Here is a 23,805-nt window from a genome sequence, read left to right on the forward strand (position 1 = left end):
GGTGAGCGGGAACGGGCCGGTGAGCGGGAACGGGCCGGTGAGCGGGGCGCGGGTGGGGGCGGCGGTCAGCAGGCCGGCCGGCGGTCCAGCCGCCAGCGCGGGCGGCCGCCGATGGCCATGGCAGCGGCGTCGATCACGACCTTGGGAGGCAGCGGCAGGTCGTGGAACGGGGACTCGTTCGAATCCATCTGGTAGCCCGCCGTGTTCGGGTAGACCAGCAGGTCGCCGACCGAGGGCCGGACGGGGAAGGGGATCTTCCGCCAGGTGAGGAGGTCCGACTCCAGGCAGGTCGCACCGCCCGCGCACGCGGGGTGGACCCCGGTGCCGGCGGCCCGCCCGGCCGGGGTGACCAGGACGGGGTCGGGGAGGAATTCGCTGTTGAACCACTGCTCGGACAGGCTGAGGCTCGTGCCGTCGACGGTGAGGATCGCGTAGCCGTCGCGGTCCTTGACGCCCTGGATGCGGAAGACGGAGCAACCGGCCCGGTCCAGCAGGGCGCGCCCGGGCTCCATCAGCAGGAGCGTGCCGGTCGCCCGGAGCCTGCCCGCGAGGCTGTTCCGGCCGCCCGCGGGGACGGCGGCCAGCACGGCGCGCAGCGCGTCCGCCCCGGCGAGCGGCGAGTGGTACGGGTAGAAGTCGGCGGCCGTGAACCTCCTGCGCGCGTGGTAGTGACGGGGCTGCTGCGCCGCGAGGAAGGAGTGCCAGTCGTCCGCTGCCGCGTAGTCGACGGCGAAGCCGCCGCCGATGCTGATCCGGTCGGCTCGCAGGCCCATGACGCGGGCCTTGAGGCAGAGGTCGAGGAGGTGACCGGCGAGGTCGGCGCGCGGCTGGACGGCGTAGCCGGAGAGGTGGAAGCCGAAGCCTTCCATCCGGACGGCGTCACCGGCCCGTGCGCAGTGCGCGAGGGCCTCTTCGAGCTCCGCGCCGTCCAGGCCGAAGCGGCTGTCGGGCTGTGCCGGGGGCAGGACGCGGAGCAGCAGCCGGGGCGGGGGTCCCCCGCCCGCCCGGGGCGCGGCGGTGAGGCGGTCGAGCTCGTCGAGGGAGTCGACCGCGATCAGGGCGCCCTGGAGGGCGGCCACGCGCAGCAGTTCCTCGCTCTTGGCCGGGCCGGTCACCACGATGTTCTCGCCGCGGACGCCGTGCCCCAGCGCCTCGCGGAGCTCGCCGGGGCTCGCGACGTCCGCTCCGGTACCGGTCGCCGCGCAGCGTTCGATCCACACGGCGGCCTTGTTGGCCTTCTTGGCGTAGTACACGCGCCCGTCCGCTCCGGCGTCGGCCAGTGCCGCGCGGAACGCGGCGAGGTTGGCGTCGAAGCGGTCCGGGAGGAGGAAGTGGAAGGGGCCGCCGAAGGCGTGCGCCAGTTCGTGGAGGAGGCCGCTGCCAAGGACCGCCTCCGTCGCGGGGTCGGGGTGTACGGGCAGGCGGGGAGGGGGCACGGGCCTGTCGTTCACCGCCACAGCGGCACCTGCGTTCCGAGGCCCCTGCCGAGGGCGAGCTCGGCGAAGCGGTGGCCGAGGGCGATGTCGGTGACGACCAGACCGCTGTTGTAGGCGAAGATCCGCTCGCCCGGCGCGGTGCGGCCCTTCGCCCTGCCGGCGAGAACCTGAGGGAACTCGGTGTCGACGGCGGGGAGTTTGCCGTCGGCGTCAGCCATGTCCGTGCCGGTGACGTGCATCTGGGCCTCGCTGGTGGCGACGACGCGGTCCGCGTGGTGCAGCGTGGAGGGGGCCAGGCCGTGCCCGACCAGGACCGCCAGCGCGCCCGGCCGGAGGTCGCCGGCCTCGACCGCGGCGGGGGTGTGCCCGCCCGCCGTGGCCACCACGACGTCGGCGTCGGCCGCCGCGGCCCTCGCGTCGCCGACGACCTCGACGTCACGGCCCGGGAAGTGGGCGTGCAGCCGCGCCCGTACGGCCTCGATCCCCTGCGGATGGGTGCCGAAGAGCATCAGCCGGTCCAGGCCGGGCAGCGTGGTCAGCAGGAACGGAAGGGCCAGCCGGCCCTGGGTTCCGGTGCCGATCACGAGCGCGCTGCGCGCCCCGGGGGCGGCGCACTCGCGGGCCAGCAGGGCGGACACGGCCGGGGTGCGCAGGGAGCCGATGCGGCCGCAGTCCATCATCGCGACGGGCAGGCCGGTGCGGTCGTCGTAGAGGGTGAGGGTGGTGTAGTAGTGCTGCTCCTGACGTCCCCGGTCCAGGCCGTGCTTGTACGAGGTCTTGACGGCGACGACATCGCGGGAGCCGTCGCGGCCGAGCATGGCGTACGAGACCGAGTGCCCGTCGGCGGGCTTGACGGTGAGCTTGCGCGGGTTGTCCGAGAGGCCGGCGGCCAGGGTGCGGTAGGCGCCCTCGACCGTGCCGACGACGTCGGCGAGGCCGATGTCGATGCCCGCGAGGTCGCCCGCGGACAGCAGGCGCAGGGTCGTGTCGTCGGCGGGGGCGGGCGGGCCGGATATGCAGGGGTCCGCGGCGTTGGGGTCTGGGGCGTTACGGGTCATGTCTCGCTCCTCGTCCACTGGTGATGGGTGGTCGGGCGGCGGTCGTCTTCGGGCGGCGACGGGGCGCGCGCGTACGCCTGCGGTCGGCGGCCGGCGGTCGGGCGGCGTACGCCTCGCGCCGCGGTCAGGCGGCGTACGCCTCGGTGACGGCCTGGCCGTAGCCGTGCTCGGCGGCCTCGGCCGGGGAGCGCGTGTCGCGCCCGGGGACGCGTACCGACGCGCGCTTGAGCCAGCGGTCGGTGCCGTCGTAGCGGGCCTTGAAGGGGACGCGGCCGTGCACGACGAGGTCGTTGTCGACGACGAGGACCTCGCCGGGGCTCAGGCTCACCGCCACCGAGACCCGGGCGAGTTCGGCCTGCAGTCGCTCGTACGCGGCCCGGAAGGCCGGGCCGGCCTTCTCCAGCGGGGTGTAGGCGGGGTCGAAGCGGAGGGTGAGGCCGCCCCCTGCGTTCCACAGGGTGGGCACGTCCGGCGGCTCTCCCACGAAGCCCTGCGCTTCGAAGTAGGCGTCGTCGGGGAAGATCGGCAGTTCGGGGCGCGAGAGCGCCGCGATGTCGGCGTCCTCCAGACGCACCTTGCGGATGCTCGCGGCGGTGGTGGCGACGCGGTCGTGGTTGCGCATGCAGCCGAGCATCAGCAGGTGGGCGCGGCCGGGGTGGAAGGCGTCCTCGGTGTGCGGGCTGAGGAGGACGTCGCTGCCGGCGCCGGTCTGCGCCTGCTCCTGGCCGGCGGCGGGGACGATGTTGTGCACGAACCGCCCGCCCTGCTGGCCCTTCCAGGCTATGGGGTTGCCCATGGCGGTGGCGATCAGCAGCATCACGATGTCGTGCGCCGCCGCACTGTCCCCGGCTTCGGCCCAGCTCGCGGGGGTGGGGCCGATGCGGGCGTCGTCGACGGTCAGGCCGCGCAGGACGAACAGGCCGTCGTCGGTGTCGACGGGGCGCAGGTGCTCGCGGATCGCCGGGGCGAGGGCCGCGGCCGACTCGGCGACCCTTCCGAGGAGTCCGGGGGAGGCGGCCGAGGTGCCGAAGGCGGCGAGGATCTCTCCGGCGGTGCGGTGGAGCTCGGCGGCGGAGGCGGCGTCGAGGGGGCGTACGGGTGGGGCTCCCGTGCTCATGGCAAGGTCATCCGTTCCGTGTGCAGGGGCGGAGGAGAGTTTCCGGGCATGCCCGGGAAGCGGCCGCAGGGCATGGCGGTGCGCGGACGGCTGCCTGTGGGGGGCGGCAACATGTGGCGGAAATCCGGCTGTTGTCGGCAGCGGACGCCGAGAAACGTACCACCGAACTTAGGTTAGGCAAACCTTACCTAAGAGTAGTCCCACTCCTCCCGGTTTCCGCCCAACTCCCCTATCGGAAGCGGAGGTTGACATTGCTTCACCTTTCGCTTCACCGTCCACGCAACATTGCGATCACCGTCCAAATGAGGGTAGGCAAACCTAAGAACCAGCAACTGCAGCGGAACGGGGACGACGTGAACTGGACAAGGCGCCAGGCGCTGTGGGCCGGCGGAAGCATCGGCGCGGCCGCGCTGCTCTCCGCCTGCGGAGGCGGCAAGAACGATCCCGCCTCCTCGCCGGCGGACTCCGCCGGCACCCCCCGGAGGGGCGGCACGCTCCGCATAGGCGCGCTCGGGCGCGCCTCCGCCACCACTCGCGACCCGCACGGAACCCAGGCCAACGAAAGCGACTACCTGATCATCGCGCTCGTCTACGACACCCTCACCGCGCCCGGCCTCAAGGACAACACGGTCGGACGCCTCGCCTCTCGGTGGACACCGTCGGACGACCTGAAGACCTGGCGCTTCACCCTCGCCGAGGGTGCCGCCTTCCACGACGGCTCCCCCGTCACCGCCGACGACGTCGTCTGGTCGCTGCGCAGACTGCGCAACACCCCCGCCGGAGCGGCCCGGCTGCCCGGCATCAAGGCGGAGAACATCACCGTCGGCGGCAAGGACACCGTCGTCCTCGTCTCCGACCAGCCCAACGCCGAACTGCCCCTGCTCACCCGCCTGTCGACGTTCGTCCTGAAGAAGGACACAGCCGACAAGGCGATCGCCGGGGCACCGGGCACGGGCCCGTTCAAGCTCGACTGGTTCCGCAGCGGCAACGCCCGCCTCCTGCGCAACGACAAGTGGCACGGCGGGCCGGTCCACCTCGATGCCGTCGAAGTGACCATGTTCGAAAGCCCCCAGGCCATGGCCAACGCCCTGCTGGGCGGTCAGATCGACCTCGCCTCCAACGTCGGCGCGGTCGCGGCCCGCAGCGCCGCCTCGCGCAAGGACATCCAGCTCGTGCGCCGCCCCAACGACATGGCGATGCCCGTCGTCATGCGCGCCGCCGACGGGCCCTTCGCCGACGTCAGGGTCCGCGAGGCCATGAAGCTCGCAGTCGACCGCGAGACCATGGTCAAGCAGGTCCTCTCGGGCTACGGCACCGTCGCCAACGACATCCTGGGCACCGGCGACCCCGCCTACGCCAAGGACATCCCGCAGCGCAAACGCGACCTGGCGAAGGCCGGGAAGCTGCTCGCGGAAGCGGGCTTCGACCTCTCCAGGACCTACGAGCTCGTCACCACCGAGGACGTCCCCGGACTCGCCGAGTCCGCGACGCTCTTCGCCGAGCAGGCCCGCGAGGCGGGCGTCCGGATCAAGGTCGTCAAGCAGGAGTCGGGCGCCTTCTACGACAAGACCTGGCTCAAGGGACAGCTCTACACCACTTACTGGGGCACCAACGACTCCGTGGTGTTCTTCGCCTCCAAGACGATGGTCACCGGCGCCGGGCAGGGCGAGGCGGGCTGGTCGGACCCGCAGTTCGACGCCGCGTACCGCAAGGTCACGAGCACCCCCGACAAGAAGGCCCGCGCCGCCGCCCTGCACGAACTCCAGCGGATCGAGCACGAGAAGTCCGGCTACCTGCTCTGGGGCATGGCCGACGGCATCGACCTGGCCGGGCCCAAGGTGCGCAACCTGCCCGAGCTGCCCGGCTACGGGCGGGTGCAGCTGGAGCACGTCTGGCTGGCACGTTGAGCCGGGCAACCGCAGAGCGGGCCGGGGCCGCCGTCGGTACGGCGGCCCCGGCCCTGCACCGCGCCGCGACGGCCGCCCTCCGCGCCTGCGCGGCGCTCGCCGAACGGGCCCTGATGCTGGGCGTGCTGCTCGCCGTCGTCTTCGCCGCGATCGAGCTGCTGCCCGGCGACGCGGCCTCGACCACGGCCGAACGCGGCGAGAGCGCCGCCGGCACCGCGGCGCGCAGGCACCTGCTGGGCCTGGACCGGCCGGTGTGGGAGCGGTTCGGCGACTGGATGACCGCACTGCCCACCGGCGACCTCGGCACCTCCGCGCGGGGCGAACCCGTCGCCGGCCTCCTCGCCGCCCCCTTTCCCAACACGCTCCTGCTCGGCGCCACCGCCTTCGCCGTCACCCTCGCCGCAGCGCTCGCCCTGGGCTGCCGGGCGGCCCTGCACCCCGGCGGCACGGCCGACCGGATCATCGGCCTCACCACGGGCATCGCCCTGGCCCTGCCGGAATTCGTCGTCTCCGTCGGCCTGTTGCTCGTCCTGTCCCTGTGGACCGGCTGGCTGCCCGCCGTCACGCTCACCGCCCCCGACGGCTCGCCCGCCTCCTGGACCATGCTCGTCATGCCGGTCCTTGCCCTCGCCGTCCCGCAGATCGGCTGGAACGCCCGGATCGTCCGCGGAGCACTGGCCGACCAGGCGGAGGCACCGCACGTGGCGGCCGCCCGGCTCGACGGCCTCTCGCCGCGCCGCGTGCTGCTGCGCCACGCCCTGCCCGGCGCCTGGCCCGCCGTCGCCACCGGGGCCGCCACGTCCACCGGCATGCTGCTGGGCGGGGCGGTGGTCGTCGAGACCCTCTTCAACTACCCCGGCCTCGGCACCGTCCTGTCCGGCGCCGTCGCCGACCGCGACACCCCCGTCATCGCGGGAGTGGTGGCCTGCACCGGAGCCGTCATCAGCCTCGTCCTGCTGTGCGCCGACCTCGTCCGGGGCCGGACGCTGGGGGGTCGTGGTCGTGCCCTGGGGGGTCGCGGTCGTGCCCTGGGGGATCGTGGTCGTGCCCTGGGGGATCGTGGTTGGGGAGGCCTTGCCTTGCGGAGCCGTGCCCTGGGAGGCAGTGGTTTGGGTCGTGCCCTGGGAAGCCGCGTCCTGCGAGGCCGCATCCTCCGAGGGCGCGCCCCGGGAGGCTGTGCCCTGGAGGACCGCACCCCAGGTGACCGCGTCCTGCGAGACCGCGCCCCGGGAGACCGTTCATGAGCTCTGCCGCCCTCGCCCCGTACCGCTCCCGCCGCCCGCCGGTCCGCGTGCTGCTCGCCGTGGCGCCCGGCCTCCTGCTCACCCTGCTCGCCCTGACCGGGCCCCTCCTCGCCCCGCGGACGGTGGCCTCCCCCGTCACCGCCCCCTACGCCCCGCCCGGCCGGGACGCGCTCCTGGGCGGCGACCAGCTCGGCCGGGACGTGCTGAGCCGGATGCTGCACGGCGGCAGCGCCCTCATCGGCAGCGCGCTCGCCGTCGCCCTGCTCGTCACCGCCCTGGCCGCCGTGCTGGGCTGCTTCGCCGTGCTCACCCCGGCCCTGGGCCGGCTCGTGGAGCGCAGCGCCGACGTCGCCATCCTGCTGCCGCCCGTACTGGGCATGATGCTCCTCGCCCTGGCCTGGCCCGGCGGCGGGCGCCTGGCCGTCATGGCCGCCGCCACCGCGCTCGGCGTGCCGTACGCGGTGCGCGTGGTGGCGAGCGCGGCCGCGCCCGTCGCCGCGTCGGGCTTCGTCGAGGCCGCCCACGCGAGCGGCGAACGACTGTGGCACCTCGCCCTGCGCGAGATCCTGCCCAACCTGCGGTCCACCGTCCTCGCCCTGTTCGGCCTGCGCTTCGTCGCCGCCGTCTACGTCATCTCCATGGCCGGCTTCCTGCAGCTCGGGCCCCAGCCACCGGCCGCCGACTGGGCACTGATGATCCGTGAGAACGCCCCCGGCGCCCTCCTCAACCCCTGGGCCGTCGTCGCCCCCAGCATCGCCATCGGCCTCCTGGCCGTGAGCGTCAACCTCGCCGCGGAGGCCCTCACGCCGCCTGCGGGCTCCGCGGGAGCCGCAGGGCGGCGTACGGGGGTGGGGGCGTGACGACGGCGGGAGGCCGGGACGGCCCGCCGCCGACGTCCCTATCCGCCTTCTCCCCTGCCCCCGCCCGCGGGCCAGCCTTCGTCCCCGTCTTCGTCCCCCGCCCCCGTCTTTCAGAGGGAGCCGTCCGGCCATGACGACCGACAGTCCCACCGCAGTGAGTGTCACCGATCTGGAGATAGGCATACCCGGCGGTCCCATTCTCCTCGCCAAGACCGGCCTCTCCCTCCGGCGCGGCCGCATCACCGCCCTCACCGGCCCCTCCGGTTCCGGAAAGTCCACTCTGCTGCGTGCCGTCGTCGGCGACCTGCCGGGCGGCGCCCACGTCGCGTCCGGAACGGTCGAGGTCCTCGGCCACGACGTCCTCGCCCTCTCCGCCGACCGGCTCAGGCACCTGCGCCGCCACCGCGTCGCCTATGTGGGCCAGGACCCCGGCTCCGCCCTCGACCCCCGCATGCGGGTCCGCCGGCTCGTGGCCGAGACCGCCGCGGACCCCTCTCCACGCGCCGTACGGGACCTGCTCGCCGAGTGCCGCCTGCCCGTCGGCGACGGGCTGCCCGACCGCCGCCCGGGAGCCCTCTCCGGCGGGCAGCAGCGCAGGGTGGCGCTGGCCCGGGCGCTCGCCCGCCGCCCCGACGTCCTCCTGCTGGACGAACCCACCGCGGGACTGGACGCCGCCTTGCGCGACGAGATCTCCGACCTCCTGCACCGGCTCGCCGTCACCCGCCGCATCGCCGTCGCCCTCGCCTGCCACGACCCCGCACTCGTCGACCGCTGCGCCGACGACGTCGTCGACCTCGGCCCGGCAGCGGTGCTCTCGGGCATGGCGAGGACGGGTCCGGCCGCGGTTGCGCCGCGCCAGACGTATGCGCGCGGAGCCGCAGACGCACACGCGAGGGCGGCCAAGGAGGTGCCCGTCGGCGCGCCGCCTCCCCCTGACGGCGCGAGCCGCCCCCGGCTGGCCGCCCGGGACGTCACCGTGACCTTCACGCGGCAGGGGCGCCCGCACCTCGCCCTGGACGCGGCCGGGTTCTCCGCGGCGCCCGGCAGCTCCACCGGGATCATCGGCCCCTCGGGTTCCGGCAAGACCACCTTGCTGCGCGTGCTCGCCGGGCTGCAGCGACCGGACGCCGGCGTCCTCACCCTCGACGGCCTGCCCTTGCCCGCCGGGGCGCGCAGGCGAGACCGCGCACAGCAGCGCCGCATCCAGCTGATCCCCCAGAACCCCCTCGGCGCCCTCAACCCGGCCCGCACCGTGGGCGCCACGCTGGCCCGCCCCTTCCGCCTCCACAAGACCGCGGCGAAGGCGGACATCCCCGAACGCGTGGCCGGGCTGCTCCACGACGTCGGTCTGCCGGCCGACTTCGCCGGCCGCTACCCCCGCGAGCTCTCGGGCGGGCAGCGTCAGCGCGTCTCCATCGCCCGTGCCCTGGCCCCCGGGCCGGACGTGCTGCTGTGCGACGAGATCACGTCCGCCCTCGACCCCGGCACCGCCGCCGCCGTCATGGACCTCCTCACCCGCCTCCGGGCCGAGCGCCGGCTGACACTGGTCGTGGTCAGCCACGAGCTGCGCCTCGTCGCGTCCTGCACCGAGACCGTCCACGTCCTCGAAGCGGGCCGGGTCACCGGCACCGGACCGAGCCGCCGCCTGCTCGCGACGGGCCGTTTCCCTCCAATGGCTCGGTAGCAGGCCCTGCCGCAGGGCCATTGGTACAGTTTCCGGCCGGAGACGCCGACCACGAGGAGGGCGCCGGCCCATGGCTGTCGACGCACTGGACGCGAAGATCCTCCGGCTGCTCCTGGAGCAGCCCCGCACGAGCGTGCGCGAGTACGCGCGTGTGCTGGGCGTCGCCCGCGGCACGCTGCAGGCCCGGCTGGACCGGCTGGAGCGCGAGGGCGTGATCACGGGTACGGGACCGCGCCTGTCGGCGGCGGCTCTGGGCCATCCCGTGCTGGCGTTCGTGCACATCGAGGTCACCCAGGGGCACCTCGACACGGTCGCGGAGGCGCTCGCGGACGTCCCGGAGATCATCGAGGCGTTCTCGATCACCGGCGGGGGCGACCTGATGGCCCGGGTGGTCGCGCGGGACGCGGGGCACCTGGAGGACGTGATCCAGGTGCTGGTGCAGACGCCGGGAGTCGTGCGCACGCGTACGGAGATGGTGCTGCGCGAACGGGTCCCGTACCGGGTCCTTCCCCTGGTGGACGCGGTGGGCCGGGCCGCCCGGCGCGGTGCGTGAGCCGGACCGCCCACCGGAGCAGGACAACTGACGCGCCCCCAGGTTCTCCCCGTCGGGAAACCGGTGCGATTATCGGCTCGCTCAGCAGTACAAGCGAGACGACTCGCTCATCTCGACACACGAGAATCAGAGGCACATATGGAGCGATCCGGAAGACCGGTCCGCCGCTGGGGCGCGGCCGCGGTCGCATCGACCGCGGCGATCGCCGTCGTCCTCCCGGTTGCGGGCGCGGAGGCCGCGAGCGGCCCGTCGGTCAGCGCGAAGGGCGCGTTCCTGCTCGACGGCAACCGCAACCGCCAGCTGTGGGGCAAGGACGCCGACACCAAGCGGCAGATGGCCAGCACCACCAAGGTCATGACCGCGGTGACCGTCCTGGACACCAAGGGCGCGGACCTCGACAAGAAGGTCACCATCAAGCAGTCGTACCGCGACTACGTCGCGCGCAACGGCGCCAGCACGGCGGATCTGCGCACCGGCGACAAGATGACCGTACGTCAGCTGCTGTACGGCCTCATGCTGCCGTCGGGCTGTGACGCCGCCTACGCGCTCGCCGACACCTTCGGCAGCGGCAGCACCGAGGCCGCGCGGACGAAGTCGTTCATCGCCAAGATGAACAAGAAGGCCGCCGACCTCGGCATGAAGAACACCAAGTACGACTCCTTCGACGGCATATCGAGGGCCGGGAACAACTACACGACGCCGCGCGATTCGGCGCAGCTGGCCCGGCACGCGCTGGGCAACGGCACGTTCAAGACGGTCGTCAGCACGACGGCGACCCGCCAGAAGGCGTCGAACGTCAACCGCACGTACTACTGGGACAACACCAACAAGCTGCTCGGCTCGTACAAGGGCGCGATCGGCATCAAGACCGGCACCGGCACGGCGGCCGGCGCCTGCCTGGTCTTCGCCGCCGAGCGCGGCGGCCGCACGGTGGTGGGCGTCATCCTCAACGACGGCGCCAACCGTTACCCGGACGCCGTGAAGATGCTGGACTGGGCCTACCGGACCAAGACCAGCGTCAAGCTCCGGCAGCTGCCCGAATCGGCCCAGCAGGACTGACCCCCGGGCGGAGCGCACGCGGCCGGGCACGGCCGGGCTGGGCCGGGCACGGCCGGGCGCTCAGCCGAGGAACGTCAGCCGCACCTGGCGGTCAGGGTTGTCCCTGTTGGTGTCGACCAGGCACACCGACTGCCAGGTGCCCAGCTCCAGCCGCCCGCCGATGACCGGAAGGGTCGCGTGCGGAGGCACGAGGGCAGGCAGCACGTGGTCGCGCCCGTGGCCGCGGCTGCCATGGCGGTGGCGCCAGCGGTCGTCCGCCGGCAGCAGGTCGTGCAGGGCGGCCAGCAGGTCGTGGTGGCTCACGTGCTGCACATGGTCACCCGGGCAATGCCGGAGACCCGAGCAATGGCCGGGGAGCTGGCCAAGTGGGCCGTGGGCCTTCCCACCCAGGAGGCCAGCGTGGAGGAGCCGGAGGCCGCCGCGGATTTCACCCCGGACGTCCAGGAGCCGGCGACCGCGATCCGAGCGGCCGTGGCCAAGCTGAAGGCGGACGGCCAGGAAGTCAACGGCACGACGTACGGCCGCCTAGTGGGCGTGTCCGCCCGGACCGGTCGGCGGGACTTGCAACTCTTGGCCGCCTAACTCCAGTGGCCTTGGTTCTCGCTGAGGGCCAAGGCCACGTGATAGGGGGTGGGGTATGACCAACACGTTCGCAACCCGCATGCTCGACATCGCCACCGGGTCCACAGAGACGGTGTACGACCTCACGGAGGAGTGCGTGCAGTTCCTTCGAGATGTGGCCGGTGGGCGGGACGGGCTCCTCAATGTTTTCACCCCGCACGCAACTGCGGGCCTCGCCGTAATCGAGACTGGCTCAGGCAGTGATGACGACCTGCTGGCCGCCCTCCATGATCTCCTTCCGGCTGATGACCGCTGGCGGCACCGGCACGGTACGCCCGGTCACGGTCGGGACCATGTCCTCCCCGCGCTGGTCCCTCCGCACGCCACGCTTCCGGTGATCGGGGGAACACTGGAGTTGGGGACCTGGCAGTCAGTTGTCCTGGTGGACACGAATGTCGACAACCCGGACCGGAGGGTACGTCTCTCCTTCCTCGGCTGAGTTTGAGCCGGCGGAGCGTGTCCGCCCGGACTGACCGCCGGGACTTGAAGCTCCTGACCGCCTGACGGTCAGCCCGGGAACCATTGCTCCCCTTCTCACGTCCAATTAGTAACGGGGGAAGGGGAGCCATGTCGAACTGGTGATCGGGCGGCTATGGGATGCGTCCGGATGGATCTGTTGGCCCAGGGCTCGGATTCCAGTACAACACTCCACCAGCACCAACACCGCCACCACCGAGCTATCCAGCGTCGCACCACTCGAATGGGGGGGGTGGGATCCGCACTACGAGCCCACTCCTCGGTGGCCGACAGTTGTGCTCACGATTTGGATGCTGCTCATCCTGGCTGGCTTGGGATGGATCTTCTTCATCCTGTAGGCCGACCCGCTGAAGCATGTCGAATCACATCATCGCCTCCCACCTCCACCGACGAGGAGGGAGACATTCCGTTGCGCACGCCTCCCGCCGCAGTGTCTACCAGCACGTTTGCACTCAGGTCAGCCGCAGGGCGTGAAGGTTCCGTGGAACAGCTTGGGTGGCACGCACTCTAGCGGCACCCTTGGTTGGAGTTCGCGAACCGGGGGGCGACATGGTCGATATTAGGTCACGTCTTCAACGTCTGCGCCCATGGCAAGCGCTCGTCGGAGCAATTATCACAGCCGTTTTAACCCTGATTGCCACCATCATCGGCGCTCTGATCAGCTCACCCAATGAGAGTGAAGCAAAAAGCCAGAGAGTAGTGCGTCACCGGCAGGGCTTGAGAGTACCTCGCTGTTTTCATTAACTATCACTTCGATGAGCGAGAAATCGGCTACCCCACCCGCCAGAGAATTCGAGTTCATCGGGCGAGTGTCCGGCCTCCCGAGGCACTGGGGCGTGTACGTGATGGTCGAAAACCCGAACCCTGATGTTCCTAGAGTGATCTCACCAACGAAGTTCAGCGAATCACCGCACCCTACTCCGATACCGTCTGCGCCCCCGATCCGAGGACACTGGCTCGTGTCGCCCTCGGCGACAGTGGACAAGAGTGGTCAGTGGCGGGTTCGTTGGCGCATCGAGGGGCTGCCTCAGCAGGTCAAGTGGCGAGCGGCAGTCTTCGATCACGGCTGTCATCGCAACGGCGGCTGCGAGGCCACCCACCCTTTGGACAGGCTTAGGGACTATGGCCCTAACGCTCGCGGGGTCCAGGACACAGCCGAACTAGCCAGCTTCATTGGGTCTCGCTCGCCGAGCAGCCAGTAGCGGCCTGCTCCTGCATGCAGCATGGCAATACCCGCTGACAGTCAGCTCTCCAACCGTGTCTTCCACGGCCGTGGCCACGATGTCCCCCGCCACGGTCTCCACGGTGGTCGGGGCGGTCACTCCGCTGTGACCGTGACCGGCTCCGCGTCGAGCGTCTCGGTGGGCACGGCCGTGACCGTGACCGTGGCCGGATCCGTTGGGGTGGCCGTGGTCGGGTTCTCCACGGTTAGGATGATGTCCACGCTGTCCGTGGCCACTGTGTCCGGAACGGCCCGAGAGGCCATGAAGCTGGTCGTGGCCGCGTGGCCGGGCGGGGTGGCCGTGGTCACCGTGGCGCTCACCACCAGGGCATCCCCGGCCATGACCACCTGGACGGTGTCCGGATCGGCCGCTCCCTCGCGATCGGATACTCATCGGCCCGGTGCCGAATGCACCCCTTCTGGTCCGGGTCGCGCTCCAGACCGTAAGGGACGACTCCCCCTTGCCACTCCCCCAGCGCCTTGTGGGTGTCCTTGCCCTCCTGGGTGCGCCATGCAATGTCTTGCGCCTCTTCGCGGGCCCGCTCGGCCAACACCGCGAAGATGATTCGCTGACCCGGAACGCTGGAGTCCAGCCCCTCCTTCACAACCCGGAGACGCGCCTTCCGCTTATCCAGTGCGTCCAGCATGGAGCCCACAGTGCCCATACCTCGCCGGTCGAAGCGGTCAAGCTTACGCACGTACAGCGTCTTGGCGTGCCCCTCCAGGACGGCCGCCATGCCCGCTTCCAGCTCGTCCCGCCGAACGTAGGACTTGGACGCACTCCGCTGCTCCCACCAAACGGCCCGGATCTTCCGATCCTCGCGATGGGCCGCCTCCACCATGTCCCAGGCGTGTTTCACCAACAGCGCCAGGTCTTCTTTCGGCTTGGATCGCCGGACGTAGATGTCCGCTAGATCCTCCGGTGCACACCCTTGAATATCGTCCAGGAACTGGGTCAAGTCCACGCCGACCACGTGGGACGTCCCAGGGTTCTCGCGGGTCGCCGCCCGCTCAAGCGTTGCTGTGCTCACTGTGGGCCCTCCATCAGGGCCCCAGGTCTAGGGGCCTCTGATCGCGTTCACTGGGGGACGTGACAGTTGCAAGCCGCACGACGTCGCGTGCGGGACGAAGACGTTGAGCAGCCCGTCGCGGCCGGCGGCCGCGTCGCGCAGGAACGCCTCACAGTCGTGGGTGAGGTCGTACACCGTCTCCGAGGAGCCGGTGGCGATGTCGAGGACGTGCGTGCGGAAGGTGCCTTGGGTGTCTGCCATGACTCCATTTTCGTACGGCCCCGGGGAAGGTCCGGAAGACCGGCAAGACCGGGAAGATACGGCCCGCCTCCCGCGTTAGTAGAATCATGAACAATCTTGGGGTGCGGGAGACCGAGGTCGTGGTGATCGGCGCCGGGCAGGCGGGACTGTCCGCCGCCTACCACCTGCGGCGCGCGGGGTACGAGCCGGACCGGGACTTCGTCGTCCTGGACCACGCCCCGCGCCCGGGCGGAGCCTGGCAGTTCCGCTGGCCGTCGCTCACCTACGGCAAGGTGCACGGGATGCACGCCCTGCCCGGCATGGAACTGACCGGCGCCGACGGCTCACGGCCCTCCTCCGCGGTGATCGGCGACTACTTCGCCGACTACGAGCGCGCCTTCGACCTGCGCGTCCACCGCCCGGTCGACGTCCGCGCGGTACGGCCGGGGCAGGGCGGACGACTGTCGGTCGAGAGCTCGGAGGGCCTGTGGTCGGCCCGGGCCCTGATCAACGCGACCGGCACCTGGGACCGCCCCTTCTGGCCCCGCTACCCCGGCCAGGAGACCTTCCGCGGCCGCCAGCTGCACACGGCCCACTACCCCGGCCCGCAGGAGTTCGCCGGGCAGCGCGTCGTCGTGGTCGGCGGCGGCACCTCCGCCGTGCAGCACCTGCTGGAGATCTCCGAGGTGGCGGCCACGACCACCTGGGTGACGCGCAGGCCCCCGGTCTTCCGCGAGGGCCCCTTCGACCAGGAGTGGGGGCGCGCCGCGGTGGCCCGCGTCGAGGAGCGGGTGCGCCGGGGCCTGCCGCCGCAGAGCGTCGTCTCCGTGACCGGGCTGCCCATGACCGAGGCCATGGAGCGGGCCCGGGCCGCCGGCGTCCTGGTCCCGCGGCCCATGTTCGACCACGTCACCCCCACCGGCGTGGCGTGGGCCGACGGCAGCGCCGTCGACGCCGACGTCATCCTCTGGGCCACGGGCTTCCGGGCCGTCGTCGACCACCTCGCCCCGCTGAAGCTGCGCGAATCCGGCGGCGGCATCCGCATGGAGGGAACGCGCGCGGCGCGCGACCCCCGCGTCCACCTCGTCGGCTACGGGCCGTCCGCCAGCACCATCGGCGCGAACCGGGCGGGCCGCGCGGCCGTACGGGAGATCCGCGCCCTGCTCGGTTCTTCACAGCCGCGGGTCCCTGCGGCAGTATGAGGCCCTGCGGATGATCACGACGCGAGGAGGGGCCCATGCGCGTGGGGCTGTTCGTGACGTGCGTCAACGACACGCTCTACCCGCGGACGGGCCGGGCCGTCGTCACCCTCCTCGAACGGCTCGGCGTACAGGTCGACTTCCCCACCGGACAAAGCTGCTGCGGCCAGCCCTTCTTCAACACCGGCTACCGGCACCGCACCGAACCGCTGCTGCGCCGCTACGCGGCCGCCTTCCGTGACCACGACTACATCGTCACCCCTTCCGGCTCCTGCGCGGCCATGGTCCGCGACAACTACCCCCGGATCGCGGCGAAGGCGGCCTCCGAGGGACGCCCCGGAGCCCTCCCGGGCGCCGTGACCGAGGCGGCGGCCAGGACGTACGAACTCACGGAATTCCTGGTCGACGTCCTCGGAGTGACCGACGTCGGCGCCCACTACCCGCACACGGTCACCTACCACCCCACCTGCCACGGACTGCGGGTCCTCGGGCTCGGCGACCGGCCGAGACGGCTCCTGGAACACGTGGACGGCCTGGAGCTGCGCGAGCTGCCGGAGGCGGAGGAGTGCTGCGGCTTCGGCGGCACCTTCGCCGTGAAGAACCCCGCCGTCTCCACCGCCATGGGCTCCGACAAGGCCCGTGCCGTCACCTCCACCGGAGCCCGTGCCCTGTGCGCCGTCGACAACTCCTGCCTCATGCACATCGGCGGAATCCTCGCCCGCGAGGGTTCGCCGGTCACCCCCGTGCACATCGCCGAGATCCTGGCCGGCACCAAGGCGGACGGAGCCGAAGGGAACCCGGCGGGCGACCTTCCCGGCAGGAGGGCCGGCCGGTGACCGGCACCTACCTGGGAATGCCCTCCTTCCCGCGCGCCGCCGACGCCTCGACCCGCGACCACCGGCTGCGCGGCAACCTCCGGCGCGCCACCCGCACCATCCGCGCCAAACGCGACCGTGCCGTCGCGGAACTGGACGACTGGGCACAGCTGCGAGCCGCCGGCGCCGCGATCAAGGACCGCACGCTGCGCCACCTCGGCCACTACCTCCTCCAGCTGGAGGAGTCGGTGACACGGGCAGGCGGCACCGTGCACTGGGCGGCCGACGCCGCCGAGGCCAACCGCATCGTCACCAGTCTGGTCCTGGCCACCGGCGAACGCGAGGTGGTCAAGGTCAAGTCCATGGTCACGCAGGAGATCGGGCTCAACGGCGCCCTCGCGGCGGCCGGTATCCGGGCGTACGAGACCGACCTCGCCGAACTCATCGTGCAGCTCGGCGACGACCTCCCCTCACACATCCTGGTGCCCGCCATCCACCGCAACCGCGCCGAGATCCGCGACATCTTCCGCCGGCGGATGGCCGACTGGGGGCTCCCCGCTCCTGAGGGGCTGACCGACCGGCCCGCCGATCTGGCCGAGGCCGCGCGGCTGCACCTGCGGGAGAAGTTCCTGCGGGCCAAAGTGGCCGTCTCCGGGGCCAACTTCGCCGTGGCGGAGACGGGAACGCTGGTTGTCGTGGAGTCCGAGGGCAACGGCCGGATGTGCCTCACCCTCCCGGAGACCCTCATCTCGGTGGTCGGGATCGAGAAGGTCGTGCCGACGTGGAGGGACCTGGAGGTCTTCCTCCAGCTGCTGCCGCGCTCGTCGACGGCGGAGCGGATGAACCCGTACACCTCGATGTGGACGGGCACCACCGACGGCGACGGCCCCCGCGCCTTCCACCTGGTCCTGCTCGACAACGGCCGCACCGACACCCTCGCGGACGCGACCGGCCGCCGGGCCCTGCGCTGCATCCGCTGCTCGGCCTGCCTGAACGTCTGCCCCGTGTACGAGCGGGCGGGGGGCCATGCGTACGGATCACCGTACCCGGGGCCCATCGGGGCCGTCCTCACCCCCCAGCTCCGGGGCCTCTCCTCGCCCTTGGAGGAATCGCTCCCGTACGCATCCTCCCTGTGCGGGGCCTGCTTCGAAGCGTGCCCGGTGGCCATCGACATCCCCGAAATCCTCGTCCATCTGCGGGAGAGGGTCGTCGAAGGAGGCCCGGTGACGATCCGCGGCACCCGCACCGTCATCAAGCCGGCGAAGCGGCACGCCACCGAGCGCACCCTGATGCGGGCCGCGGGCTGGGCCTTCGACCACCCCGGCGTGCTGCGCCGGGGCCAGCGGCTGCTGGCCCGCACCCGCGGACTGCACCCCGGGCGGCTGCCCGGACCGGGCCGCGCCTGGTCGGACACGCGCGATGTGCCGAAGGTGCCGCCGGAGTCCTTCCGCGACTGGTGGGCCCGCACCCGCGGCGGCCCCGGCCGGGGAGAAGAGCCGTCATGAGCAGCGGGACGAGCAGGGAACGGATCCTCGGCCGGGTGCGCCGGGCCCTCGCCGACGTGCCCCCGTCGGAGCAGCCGGAGGACCACCCGGTGCCACGCGACTACGCCGCGCAGCATGGTGAGCGCAGCCGCTCCGCGACCCTCGGCCTTCTGGCGGAGAACCTGGAGGACTACCGCGCCCGCGTCCACCGCACGGAAGCGCCCGGACTGCCCGCGCTCCTCGCCCGCCTGCTCGGCGAGCACGGCGCCCGCCGGGTGGTCGTACCGCCCGGTCTTCCGGCCGGCTGGCTCGCCGCGGCCACGGTCGAGCTCGTCCGCGACTCCCCCGCCCTGACGGCCGGACAACTGGAGGAAGTCGACAGCGTGGTGACCGGCTGTGCGCTGGCGATCGCCGAGACCGGGACCGTCGTGCTCGACGCGGGCCCGGACCAGGGCACCCGGCGCATCACCCTCGTGCCGGACCACCACCTCTGTGTGGTGCGGGCCGACGATCAAGTGGTCGGCTCCGTGCCGCAGGCCCTCCGGCGGCTGGCCCCGGCCCGGCCCCTCACCTGGATCTCGGGCCCCTCGGCGACGAGCGACATCGAGCTGGAGCGGGTGGAGGGCGTGCACGGGCCGCGCACCCTGGAGGTGATCCTGGTGACGGGCGATCCACGCGAGCTGTGAGCTGCTGTTCATGGCCACGACGCTACGCCGGGACCGGTGCCCGGCGCGTCGGGCCATCCACAACCCCGGTCATATGAACTGCCCGGCGGAAGGAGCCGAGTTGATGCTGCCTCTGCACGACATCACGGTCGTCGCTCTCGAACAGGCCGTGGCCGCACCCTTCGCCACCCGTCAGCTCGCCGACCTCGGCGCCCGCGTGATCAAGATCGAACGTCCGGAGCGCGGTGACTTCGCCCGCGACTACGACCGCAGGACGAAGGGGCTCTCCGCCTATTTCGTCTGGGTCAACCGCGGGAAGGAAAGCGTCGCGCTCGACCTCCGGACCGAGGCCGACCGCGCGCTGCTCGACCGCCTCCTCGCCCGCGCCGACGTCTTCATCCAGAACCTGGGCCCCGGCGCTTCCGGACGGCTGGGGCTCGGCTGCGAGACGCTGCGCGCCCGGCACTCCCGCCTGATCACCTGCGACGTCTCCGGGTACGGCGCGGAGGGCCCGTACCGCGACAAGAAGGCCTACGACCTGCTCGTGCAGTGCGAGGCCGGACTGGTCTCGCTCACCGGCGATGCCGGTGCCCCCGCCCGCCCCGGCATCTCCGTCGCCGACATAGCAGGCGGCATGTACGCCTACACGGGCATCCTCACCGCTCTCTACGAGCGCGAACGCACCGGCGAGGGCACGGCGCTGTCGGTCTCCCTCTTCGACGCGCTCGCCGAGTGGATGGGCCAGCCGTACTTCGCGGAAGCCTACGGCGGCGCCCCGCTCACCCGCAGCGGCGCACGGCACCCGTCCATCTCCCCCTACGGCCACTACCGCTGCGGCGATGGCGGGCAAGTGTTCCTGAGCGTGCAGAACAACCGGGAATGGGTGGCGTTGTGCGAACGGGTGCTCCGGCAGCCCGCGCTGATCCGCGATCCCCGCTTCGCGGACAACCCCCTGCGCCGGGCTCATGACGAGGACCTCACCGCCGTCATCGAGAAGCACTTCGCCCCGCACACCGCGGACGGCGTGGCCGCCCTGCTCGACGGAGTGGGCATCGCGAACGCCCGGCTGCGCACGGTCGCCGAGTTCACGGACCATCCGCAGCTCGCGGCGCGCGACCGGTGGCGCGAGTTCGGCTCCCCCGCCGGTCCGCTGCGCGGGCTGCTCCCGCCGGTGGAGGTGCGCGGGCGGGAAGCGGCCATGCGAGCGGTACCGGCACTGGGCGAACACACGGACGCCGTCCGTGCGGAGTTCGCCGAGCAGGCGCCCGCCGCGGCAGACGCCCCCGGGCCCGGGCCGGCGGCCGGGCGCCGGGGCGGGGATCAGCGACCGGCGGCGGGCTGAACGGCCCGGTCGAGCGGGCGCTTCGCCGTCTCCGGCAGGATCACGTAGACGCACGCGGAGACCAGGCAGAGGCCCGCCACGTACCAGGGGAATGCCCCCGGATGACCCGAGTCCTTGAACCAGGTGCCCAGGTAGGGGGCGGTGCCGCCGAAGAGTGCCACGGTCAGCGAGTAGGGAAAGCCGATCCCCGCAGCCCGTACGCGCGCGGGGAACACCTCGGCGTTCACGGCGGCCGCGATCGAGGTGTAACCGGTGAGCAGTACCATGCCGGCGCACTGCACGAGCAGCAGGGAGCCGAAGGAACTGCCGATCGCGTGCAGCAGGGGGACGGCCAGGACGGCGAACCCCACCGCGAAGCCGATGAGCAGCGGCTTGCGGCCGACGCGGTCGGACAGCAGTCCGCCGAGGGGCTGGAGCGCCGCGAAGAAGGCCAGCGAGATCGTGCCGACGGCGAGCGCGTCGCCCTTGTCGAATCCGGCGTTCATCTGGGCGTAGGTCGGCAGGTAGGTGGTCCAGGTGTAGTAGGCGAGGGTGCCGCCGGCGGTGATGCCGCAGATCAGGAGGGACTGGCGGGGGTGCCGTCGCACGGCTTCGAAGAGTGCCGGCCGCTCGGCGTCCTTCCCCGGCACGTCGTGCGTCTCCTCCGCGCCCTGCCGGATCCAGAATCCGGCCAGGCTGATGACCGCGCCGATGAGGAACGGCACGCGCCAGCCCCAGTCGCCCATCTGTCCCTCGGTGAGGAGGTGGGCGAGGAGGGCCGCGATGCCCGAGGCGAGGAGCTGGCCGATGGTCGTGGACACGTACTGGAAGCTGGAGAACAGCCCTCTGCGGCCCGGGCCCGCGGACTCCACGAGGAACGTCGTCGATGCGGCGAACTCTCCTCCGACCGACAGCCCCTGGATCAGCCGGGCGATCACGAGGATCACCGGGGCGAGGACGCCGGTGGCGGCATAGGTCGGGGTCAGCGCGAGCAGCAGGCTGCCCGCGCCCATGAGCAGGATGGTGACCGTCAGGGCGGCCCGCCGCCCGCGCCGGTCGGCGACCGCGCCCATGAGCAGGCCGCCGACCGGGCGCATGAAGAAGCCGACCGCGAAGACGGCGAAGGTCGAGAGCAGCGGCACGAGGGAGTTGCCGGAGCCCTTGGGGAAGACCTGGTCGGCGAAGTAGACCGCCAGGAACGAATAGGCGTACCAGTCGTACCACTCAGCGGCGTTGCCCACGGACGCCGCAGCGAGCTGGCGCAGGGAGGAACGGGACGGCGGCGCGGGAACGCTCACGGTTCCGGGGCCGGCGCCATCCGCGCCGGTGCCATTGCCGATGCCGGTATCGCCGCCGGTGGACAGGGGCTCGGTGTGCTTCATGATCCCTTGGATCCCCGCGCCAACGCTCCCGCACACCCGTACGAGCGGCCCGGTCCGGCGCGGGCTACCGGGCCACGGCATCGGCCGTCACACGACCGGCGTCCCTGCGCACGAGTGCGGCGTAGTGCCCGTCCTCCGCGAGGAGTTCCTCATGGGTGCCCTGCTCGGTGACGCGCCCGCGGTCGAGGACGACGATCCGGTCCGCGTTGCGGACGGTGGAGAGGCGGTGCGCGATGGTGATCGTGGTCCGCCCGGCGGAGAGGGCGTCTATGGCTTCCTGGACGGCGTGCTCGGTGCGCGTGTCCAGGGCGCTCGTCGCCTCGTCGAGGATCAGCACGGGCGGGTCGCGCAGGATCGTACGGGCGATGGCAAGGCGCTGCTTCTCCCCGCCGGAGAAGCGGTAGCCCCGCTCGCCGACGACGGTGTCGTACCCGTCGGGGAGGGCGGCGATGTGGTCGTGGATCTGTGCGGCGCGGGCCGCCGATCTGATCTCTTCGTCCGTCGCGTCGGGCTTGGCGAACCGGAGGTTGTCCGCGACGGAGGCGTGGAAGAGATAGGTCTCCTGCGAGACGATGCCGACCGCCCGGGCCAGGGTGTCGAAGTCCAGGTCTCGGACGTCGACCCCGTCGAGCAGGACGCGGCCGCCGGTGACGTCGTAGAGGCGGGGCACGAGATAGCTGAGCGTGCTCTTGCCGGAGCCGGTCGGTCCGACGACGGCGAGGCTCCCTCCGGCCGGCACGCTCAGATCGATCCCGCGGAGCGTCGGGGCCGAGGGCTCGCGCGGGCCCGGGGCCTCGTAGGAGAAGACGACCTCCTCGAAGCGCACTTCGCCGCGCACCTTCTCCAGCCGCACCGGCTTCTCCGGCTCGGCGATGTCCACCGGGAGGTCGAGGTATTCGAAGATCCGCTGGAAGAGCGCGAGGGACGTCTGCATCTGCACGCCCGTGGACAACAGGCCGACGGCGGGCCGGAACATGCCCTGCTGCAGAGAGACGAAGGCCACCAGCGTACCCAGGGAGATGCCCGGGCCGCCCGACTGCATGGCGACGCCCGCGGCCCAGTAGATGACGGCGGGCATCGCGGCCATGACGACGCCGATGGTGGACATCCGCCAGCGCCCGGCCATGCTCGCCCGCACTTCGAGGCCGACGAGCCGCTCGGACTCCTTGGCGAAGGCCTGGGTGAGCGAGTCGGCCCGGCCCATCGTACGACCGAGCAGGATGCCGCTGACGGAGAGCGATTCGGTGACCATGGCCGCCATGGCCGCCATCTGCTTCTGCCGCTGCGACGTGATCTTCTTGCGCTCGCGGCCGACGCGGCGGCTGATCGCCACGAACACCGGCAGCAGGAGCAGCGAGACGACGGTCAGCCGCCAGTCGAGGGCGAGCATCGCGACCACGGTGGCGACGACGCTGGTGAGGTTGGAGACGAGCGAGGTGGCCGTCGAGGTGACGGTGGCCTGCATGCCGCCGATGTCATTGGCGATGCGGGACTGCACCTCGCCGGTGCGGGTGCGGGTGAAGAAAGCGAGCGGCATGCGCTGGAGCCGGTCGTACACAGCGGCGCGCAGGTCGTGCATGACGCGCTGGCCCACGGTCGTGGAGAGCAGCGTCTGCACGACGCCGAAGACGCTGTTGACGACGGCGGCGGCGATCATCCCGAGCGCGAGGAGACTCAGCAGCCCGGTGCGCCCCTGGGGGATCGCGGTGTCGAGGATCTCGCGCAGCATGAACGGCGAGGCGACGGAGACCAGCGAGGAGGCCGCGACGAGCAGGCCGACGAGGGCGAGCCTGCCGCGGTAGGGGCGAAACAGCCGGAGGATGCGCCGCACCTGGGCGGGCTGCTCCGGATCGGCGGGCGGTGGGGTCCGGTTCTCTTCGTCGTGGTGCATGGGCTCCTGGTTTTCAGAGGCGGTCGCTTTTCAGAGGCGGAACGGCCGATCACCGAGCTTAGCTCACTGTTACCTAAGCTCACAATGAATTCCGTCCTGGTAACCTCTGATCATGACCGCCCCCGACACGTCCGGACAGCTCGCCGAGCAGTTGCTGCGGCTCACCCGCAGGCTCCACCGGGCCCAGAAGCGTTATCTGGACCCGGTCGGTATCACCCCTGCCCAGTCACGGCTGCTGCGCACCGTCGCGCACTACGACCACCCGCCGCGGATGGCGGATCTGGCGCAGCGCCTGGAGGTCGTGCCGCGGGCCGTGACCACGCTCGTCGATGCCTTGGAGGCGGGCGGTTCGGTGCGCCGGGTGCCGGATCCGTCCAACCGGCGGGTCATCCGCATCGAGCTGACCGACGAGGGGCGCAGGATCCTGAGGAAGCTCAGGGAGGCCCGGCGCGCCGCGGTGGAGGACATCCTCGCCCCCCTGTCGGCGCAGCAGCGCGATCAGCTCGGCAGCCTGCTGGACGAGCTGATGGCGGGCCCGGGCCCCGCCTGCTGATCCGCGT

21 protein-coding genes and 2 pseudogenes are annotated in these 23,805 nt (G+C 72.0%); 14 read left to right on the forward strand and 9 right to left on the reverse strand.

Annotation, left to right across the window (positions count from 1 at the left end; translation table 11 throughout):
* Positions 1–65: 65 nt before the first annotated feature.
* From ACSNOG_RS04645 to ACSNOG_RS04655, 3 genes are all read right to left on the reverse strand, one after another.
* Positions 66–1,451 (reverse strand): alanine racemase, encoded by a 1,386-nt coding sequence (locus ACSNOG_RS04645; protein WP_436751220.1) that lies wholly within the window; start codon positions 1,449–1,451, stop codon positions 66–68.
* Complete coding sequence (locus ACSNOG_RS04650; protein ID WP_436751221.1) at positions 1,448–2,494, reverse strand: ornithine cyclodeaminase family protein; 1,047 nt, start codon at positions 2,492–2,494, stop codon at positions 1,448–1,450. Before ACSNOG_RS04650 ends, ACSNOG_RS04645 begins: the two co-directional genes overlap by 4 nt.
* A gap of 124 nt (positions 2,495–2,618) precedes the next feature.
* Positions 2,619–3,611, reverse strand: coding sequence for a TauD/TfdA family dioxygenase (locus ACSNOG_RS04655; RefSeq protein WP_436751222.1), 993 nt, complete (start codon positions 3,609–3,611; stop codon positions 2,619–2,621).
* Positions 3,612–3,964: 353 nt separating this feature from the next.
* Between ACSNOG_RS04655 and ACSNOG_RS04660 the strand changes: the two genes are divergently transcribed.
* The 6 genes from ACSNOG_RS04660 (at position 3,965) to ACSNOG_RS04685 (ending at position 10,918) form a co-directional block, all read left to right on the forward strand.
* The gene (locus ACSNOG_RS04660; protein ID WP_436751223.1) at positions 3,965–5,518 is read left to right on the forward strand and encodes an ABC transporter substrate-binding protein; all 1,554 of its coding nucleotides are present in this window, start codon (positions 3,965–3,967) and stop codon (positions 5,516–5,518) included.
* On the forward strand, positions 5,515–6,762 hold the full coding sequence (locus ACSNOG_RS04665) for an ABC transporter permease (RefSeq protein WP_436751224.1): 1,248 nt from the start codon (positions 5,515–5,517) through the stop codon (positions 6,760–6,762). Before ACSNOG_RS04660 ends, ACSNOG_RS04665 begins: the two co-directional genes overlap by 4 nt.
* A complete protein-coding gene (locus ACSNOG_RS04670) occupies positions 6,759–7,622 on the forward strand; it encodes an ABC transporter permease (RefSeq protein ID WP_436751225.1) in 864 nt (287 codons plus the stop codon). The genes ACSNOG_RS04665 and ACSNOG_RS04670 overlap by 4 nt, the downstream gene beginning before the upstream one ends.
* 130 nt (positions 7,623–7,752) lie before the next feature.
* Complete coding sequence (locus ACSNOG_RS04675; protein WP_436751226.1) at positions 7,753–9,306, forward strand: ABC transporter ATP-binding protein; 1,554 nt, start codon at positions 7,753–7,755, stop codon at positions 9,304–9,306.
* Positions 9,307–9,376: 70 nt separating this feature from the next.
* Complete coding sequence (locus tag ACSNOG_RS04680; RefSeq protein WP_436751227.1) at positions 9,377–9,859, forward strand: Lrp/AsnC family transcriptional regulator; 483 nt, start codon at positions 9,377–9,379, stop codon at positions 9,857–9,859.
* A gap of 138 nt (positions 9,860–9,997) precedes the next feature.
* On the forward strand, positions 9,998–10,918 hold the full coding sequence (locus ACSNOG_RS04685) for a D-alanyl-D-alanine carboxypeptidase family protein (RefSeq protein ID WP_436751228.1): 921 nt from the start codon (positions 9,998–10,000) through the stop codon (positions 10,916–10,918).
* A 60-nt stretch (positions 10,919–10,978) separates the two neighbouring features.
* Here ACSNOG_RS04685 and ACSNOG_RS04690 read toward each other — a convergent pair.
* Positions 10,979–11,218: pseudogene (locus ACSNOG_RS04690) on the reverse strand (YjbQ family protein); the annotation flags it as partial.
* A gap of 27 nt (positions 11,219–11,245) precedes the next feature.
* Between ACSNOG_RS04690 and ACSNOG_RS04695 the strand changes: the two are divergent.
* Both ACSNOG_RS04695 and ACSNOG_RS04700 read left to right on the forward strand, forming a co-directional pair.
* Positions 11,246–11,500: a hypothetical protein gene (locus ACSNOG_RS04695; RefSeq protein ID WP_436751229.1), complete on the forward strand. Its 255-nt coding sequence runs from the start codon at positions 11,246–11,248 to the stop codon at positions 11,498–11,500.
* Between the two features lie 55 nt (positions 11,501–11,555).
* The gene (locus ACSNOG_RS04700; protein ID WP_436751230.1) at positions 11,556–11,978 is read left to right on the forward strand and encodes a YjbQ family protein; all 423 of its coding nucleotides are present in this window, start codon (positions 11,556–11,558) and stop codon (positions 11,976–11,978) included.
* Between the two features lie 1,356 nt (positions 11,979–13,334).
* Here the strand turns inward: ACSNOG_RS04700 and ACSNOG_RS04705 are convergent.
* The 3 genes and pseudogenes from ACSNOG_RS04705 to ACSNOG_RS04715 form a co-directional block, all read right to left on the reverse strand.
* Positions 13,335–13,580, reverse strand: coding sequence for a hypothetical protein (locus tag ACSNOG_RS04705; protein WP_436751231.1), 246 nt, complete (start codon positions 13,578–13,580; stop codon positions 13,335–13,337).
* On the reverse strand, positions 13,556–14,269 hold the full coding sequence (locus tag ACSNOG_RS04710) for a recombinase family protein (protein ID WP_436751232.1): 714 nt from the start codon (positions 14,267–14,269) through the stop codon (positions 13,556–13,558). The genes ACSNOG_RS04705 and ACSNOG_RS04710 overlap by 25 nt, the downstream gene beginning before the upstream one ends.
* Positions 14,270–14,347: 78 nt before the next feature.
* Positions 14,348–14,509 (reverse strand): annotated as a pseudogene (locus ACSNOG_RS04715) (YjbQ family protein); the annotation flags it as partial.
* 86 nt (positions 14,510–14,595) lie between these two features.
* Between ACSNOG_RS04715 and ACSNOG_RS04720 the strand changes: the two are divergent.
* From ACSNOG_RS04720 to ACSNOG_RS04740, 5 genes are all read left to right on the forward strand, one after another.
* Positions 14,596–15,690 carry an NAD(P)-binding domain-containing protein gene (locus tag ACSNOG_RS04720; protein ID WP_436751233.1) on the forward strand — a complete coding sequence of 365 codons (1,095 nt, stop codon included), beginning with the start codon at positions 14,596–14,598 and terminating at the stop codon, positions 15,688–15,690.
* Between the two features lie 35 nt (positions 15,691–15,725).
* Entirely contained in the window at positions 15,726–16,523 is a 798-nt protein-coding gene (locus ACSNOG_RS04725; RefSeq protein WP_436751234.1) for a (Fe-S)-binding protein, read from the forward strand.
* The gene (locus ACSNOG_RS04730; RefSeq protein WP_436751235.1) at positions 16,520–18,007 is read left to right on the forward strand and encodes a lactate utilization protein B; all 1,488 of its coding nucleotides are present in this window, start codon (positions 16,520–16,522) and stop codon (positions 18,005–18,007) included. Before ACSNOG_RS04725 ends, ACSNOG_RS04730 begins: the two co-directional genes overlap by 4 nt.
* On the forward strand, positions 18,004–18,672 hold the full coding sequence (locus ACSNOG_RS04735) for a LutC/YkgG family protein (protein WP_436751236.1): 669 nt from the start codon (positions 18,004–18,006) through the stop codon (positions 18,670–18,672). The genes ACSNOG_RS04730 and ACSNOG_RS04735 overlap by 4 nt, the downstream gene beginning before the upstream one ends.
* A 103-nt stretch (positions 18,673–18,775) precedes the next feature.
* Positions 18,776–19,993, forward strand: a complete 1,218-nt coding sequence (locus ACSNOG_RS04740) for a CaiB/BaiF CoA transferase family protein (RefSeq protein ID WP_436751237.1) — start codon at positions 18,776–18,778, stop codon at positions 19,991–19,993.
* Here the strand turns inward: ACSNOG_RS04740 and ACSNOG_RS04745 are convergent.
* Both ACSNOG_RS04745 and ACSNOG_RS04750 read right to left on the reverse strand, forming a co-directional pair.
* Positions 19,972–21,354, reverse strand: coding sequence for an MFS transporter (locus ACSNOG_RS04745; RefSeq protein ID WP_436751238.1), 1,383 nt, complete (start codon positions 21,352–21,354; stop codon positions 19,972–19,974). The genes ACSNOG_RS04740 and ACSNOG_RS04745 overlap by 22 nt on opposite strands.
* A gap of 64 nt (positions 21,355–21,418) precedes the next feature.
* Complete coding sequence (locus tag ACSNOG_RS04750) at positions 21,419–23,245, reverse strand: ABC transporter ATP-binding protein (protein WP_436751239.1); 1,827 nt, start codon at positions 23,243–23,245, stop codon at positions 21,419–21,421.
* Positions 23,246–23,357: 112 nt separating this feature from the next.
* Here ACSNOG_RS04750 and ACSNOG_RS04755 point away from each other — a divergent pair, with 112 nt between their 5' ends.
* Positions 23,358–23,798, forward strand: coding sequence for a MarR family winged helix-turn-helix transcriptional regulator (locus tag ACSNOG_RS04755; protein WP_436751240.1), 441 nt, complete (start codon positions 23,358–23,360; stop codon positions 23,796–23,798).
* Positions 23,799–23,805 lie beyond the last annotated feature (7 nt).

It is taken from the genome of Streptomyces sp. URMC 124, from assembly GCF_051386455.1.
GTDB lineage: Bacteria > Actinomycetota > Actinomycetes > Streptomycetales > Streptomycetaceae > Streptomyces.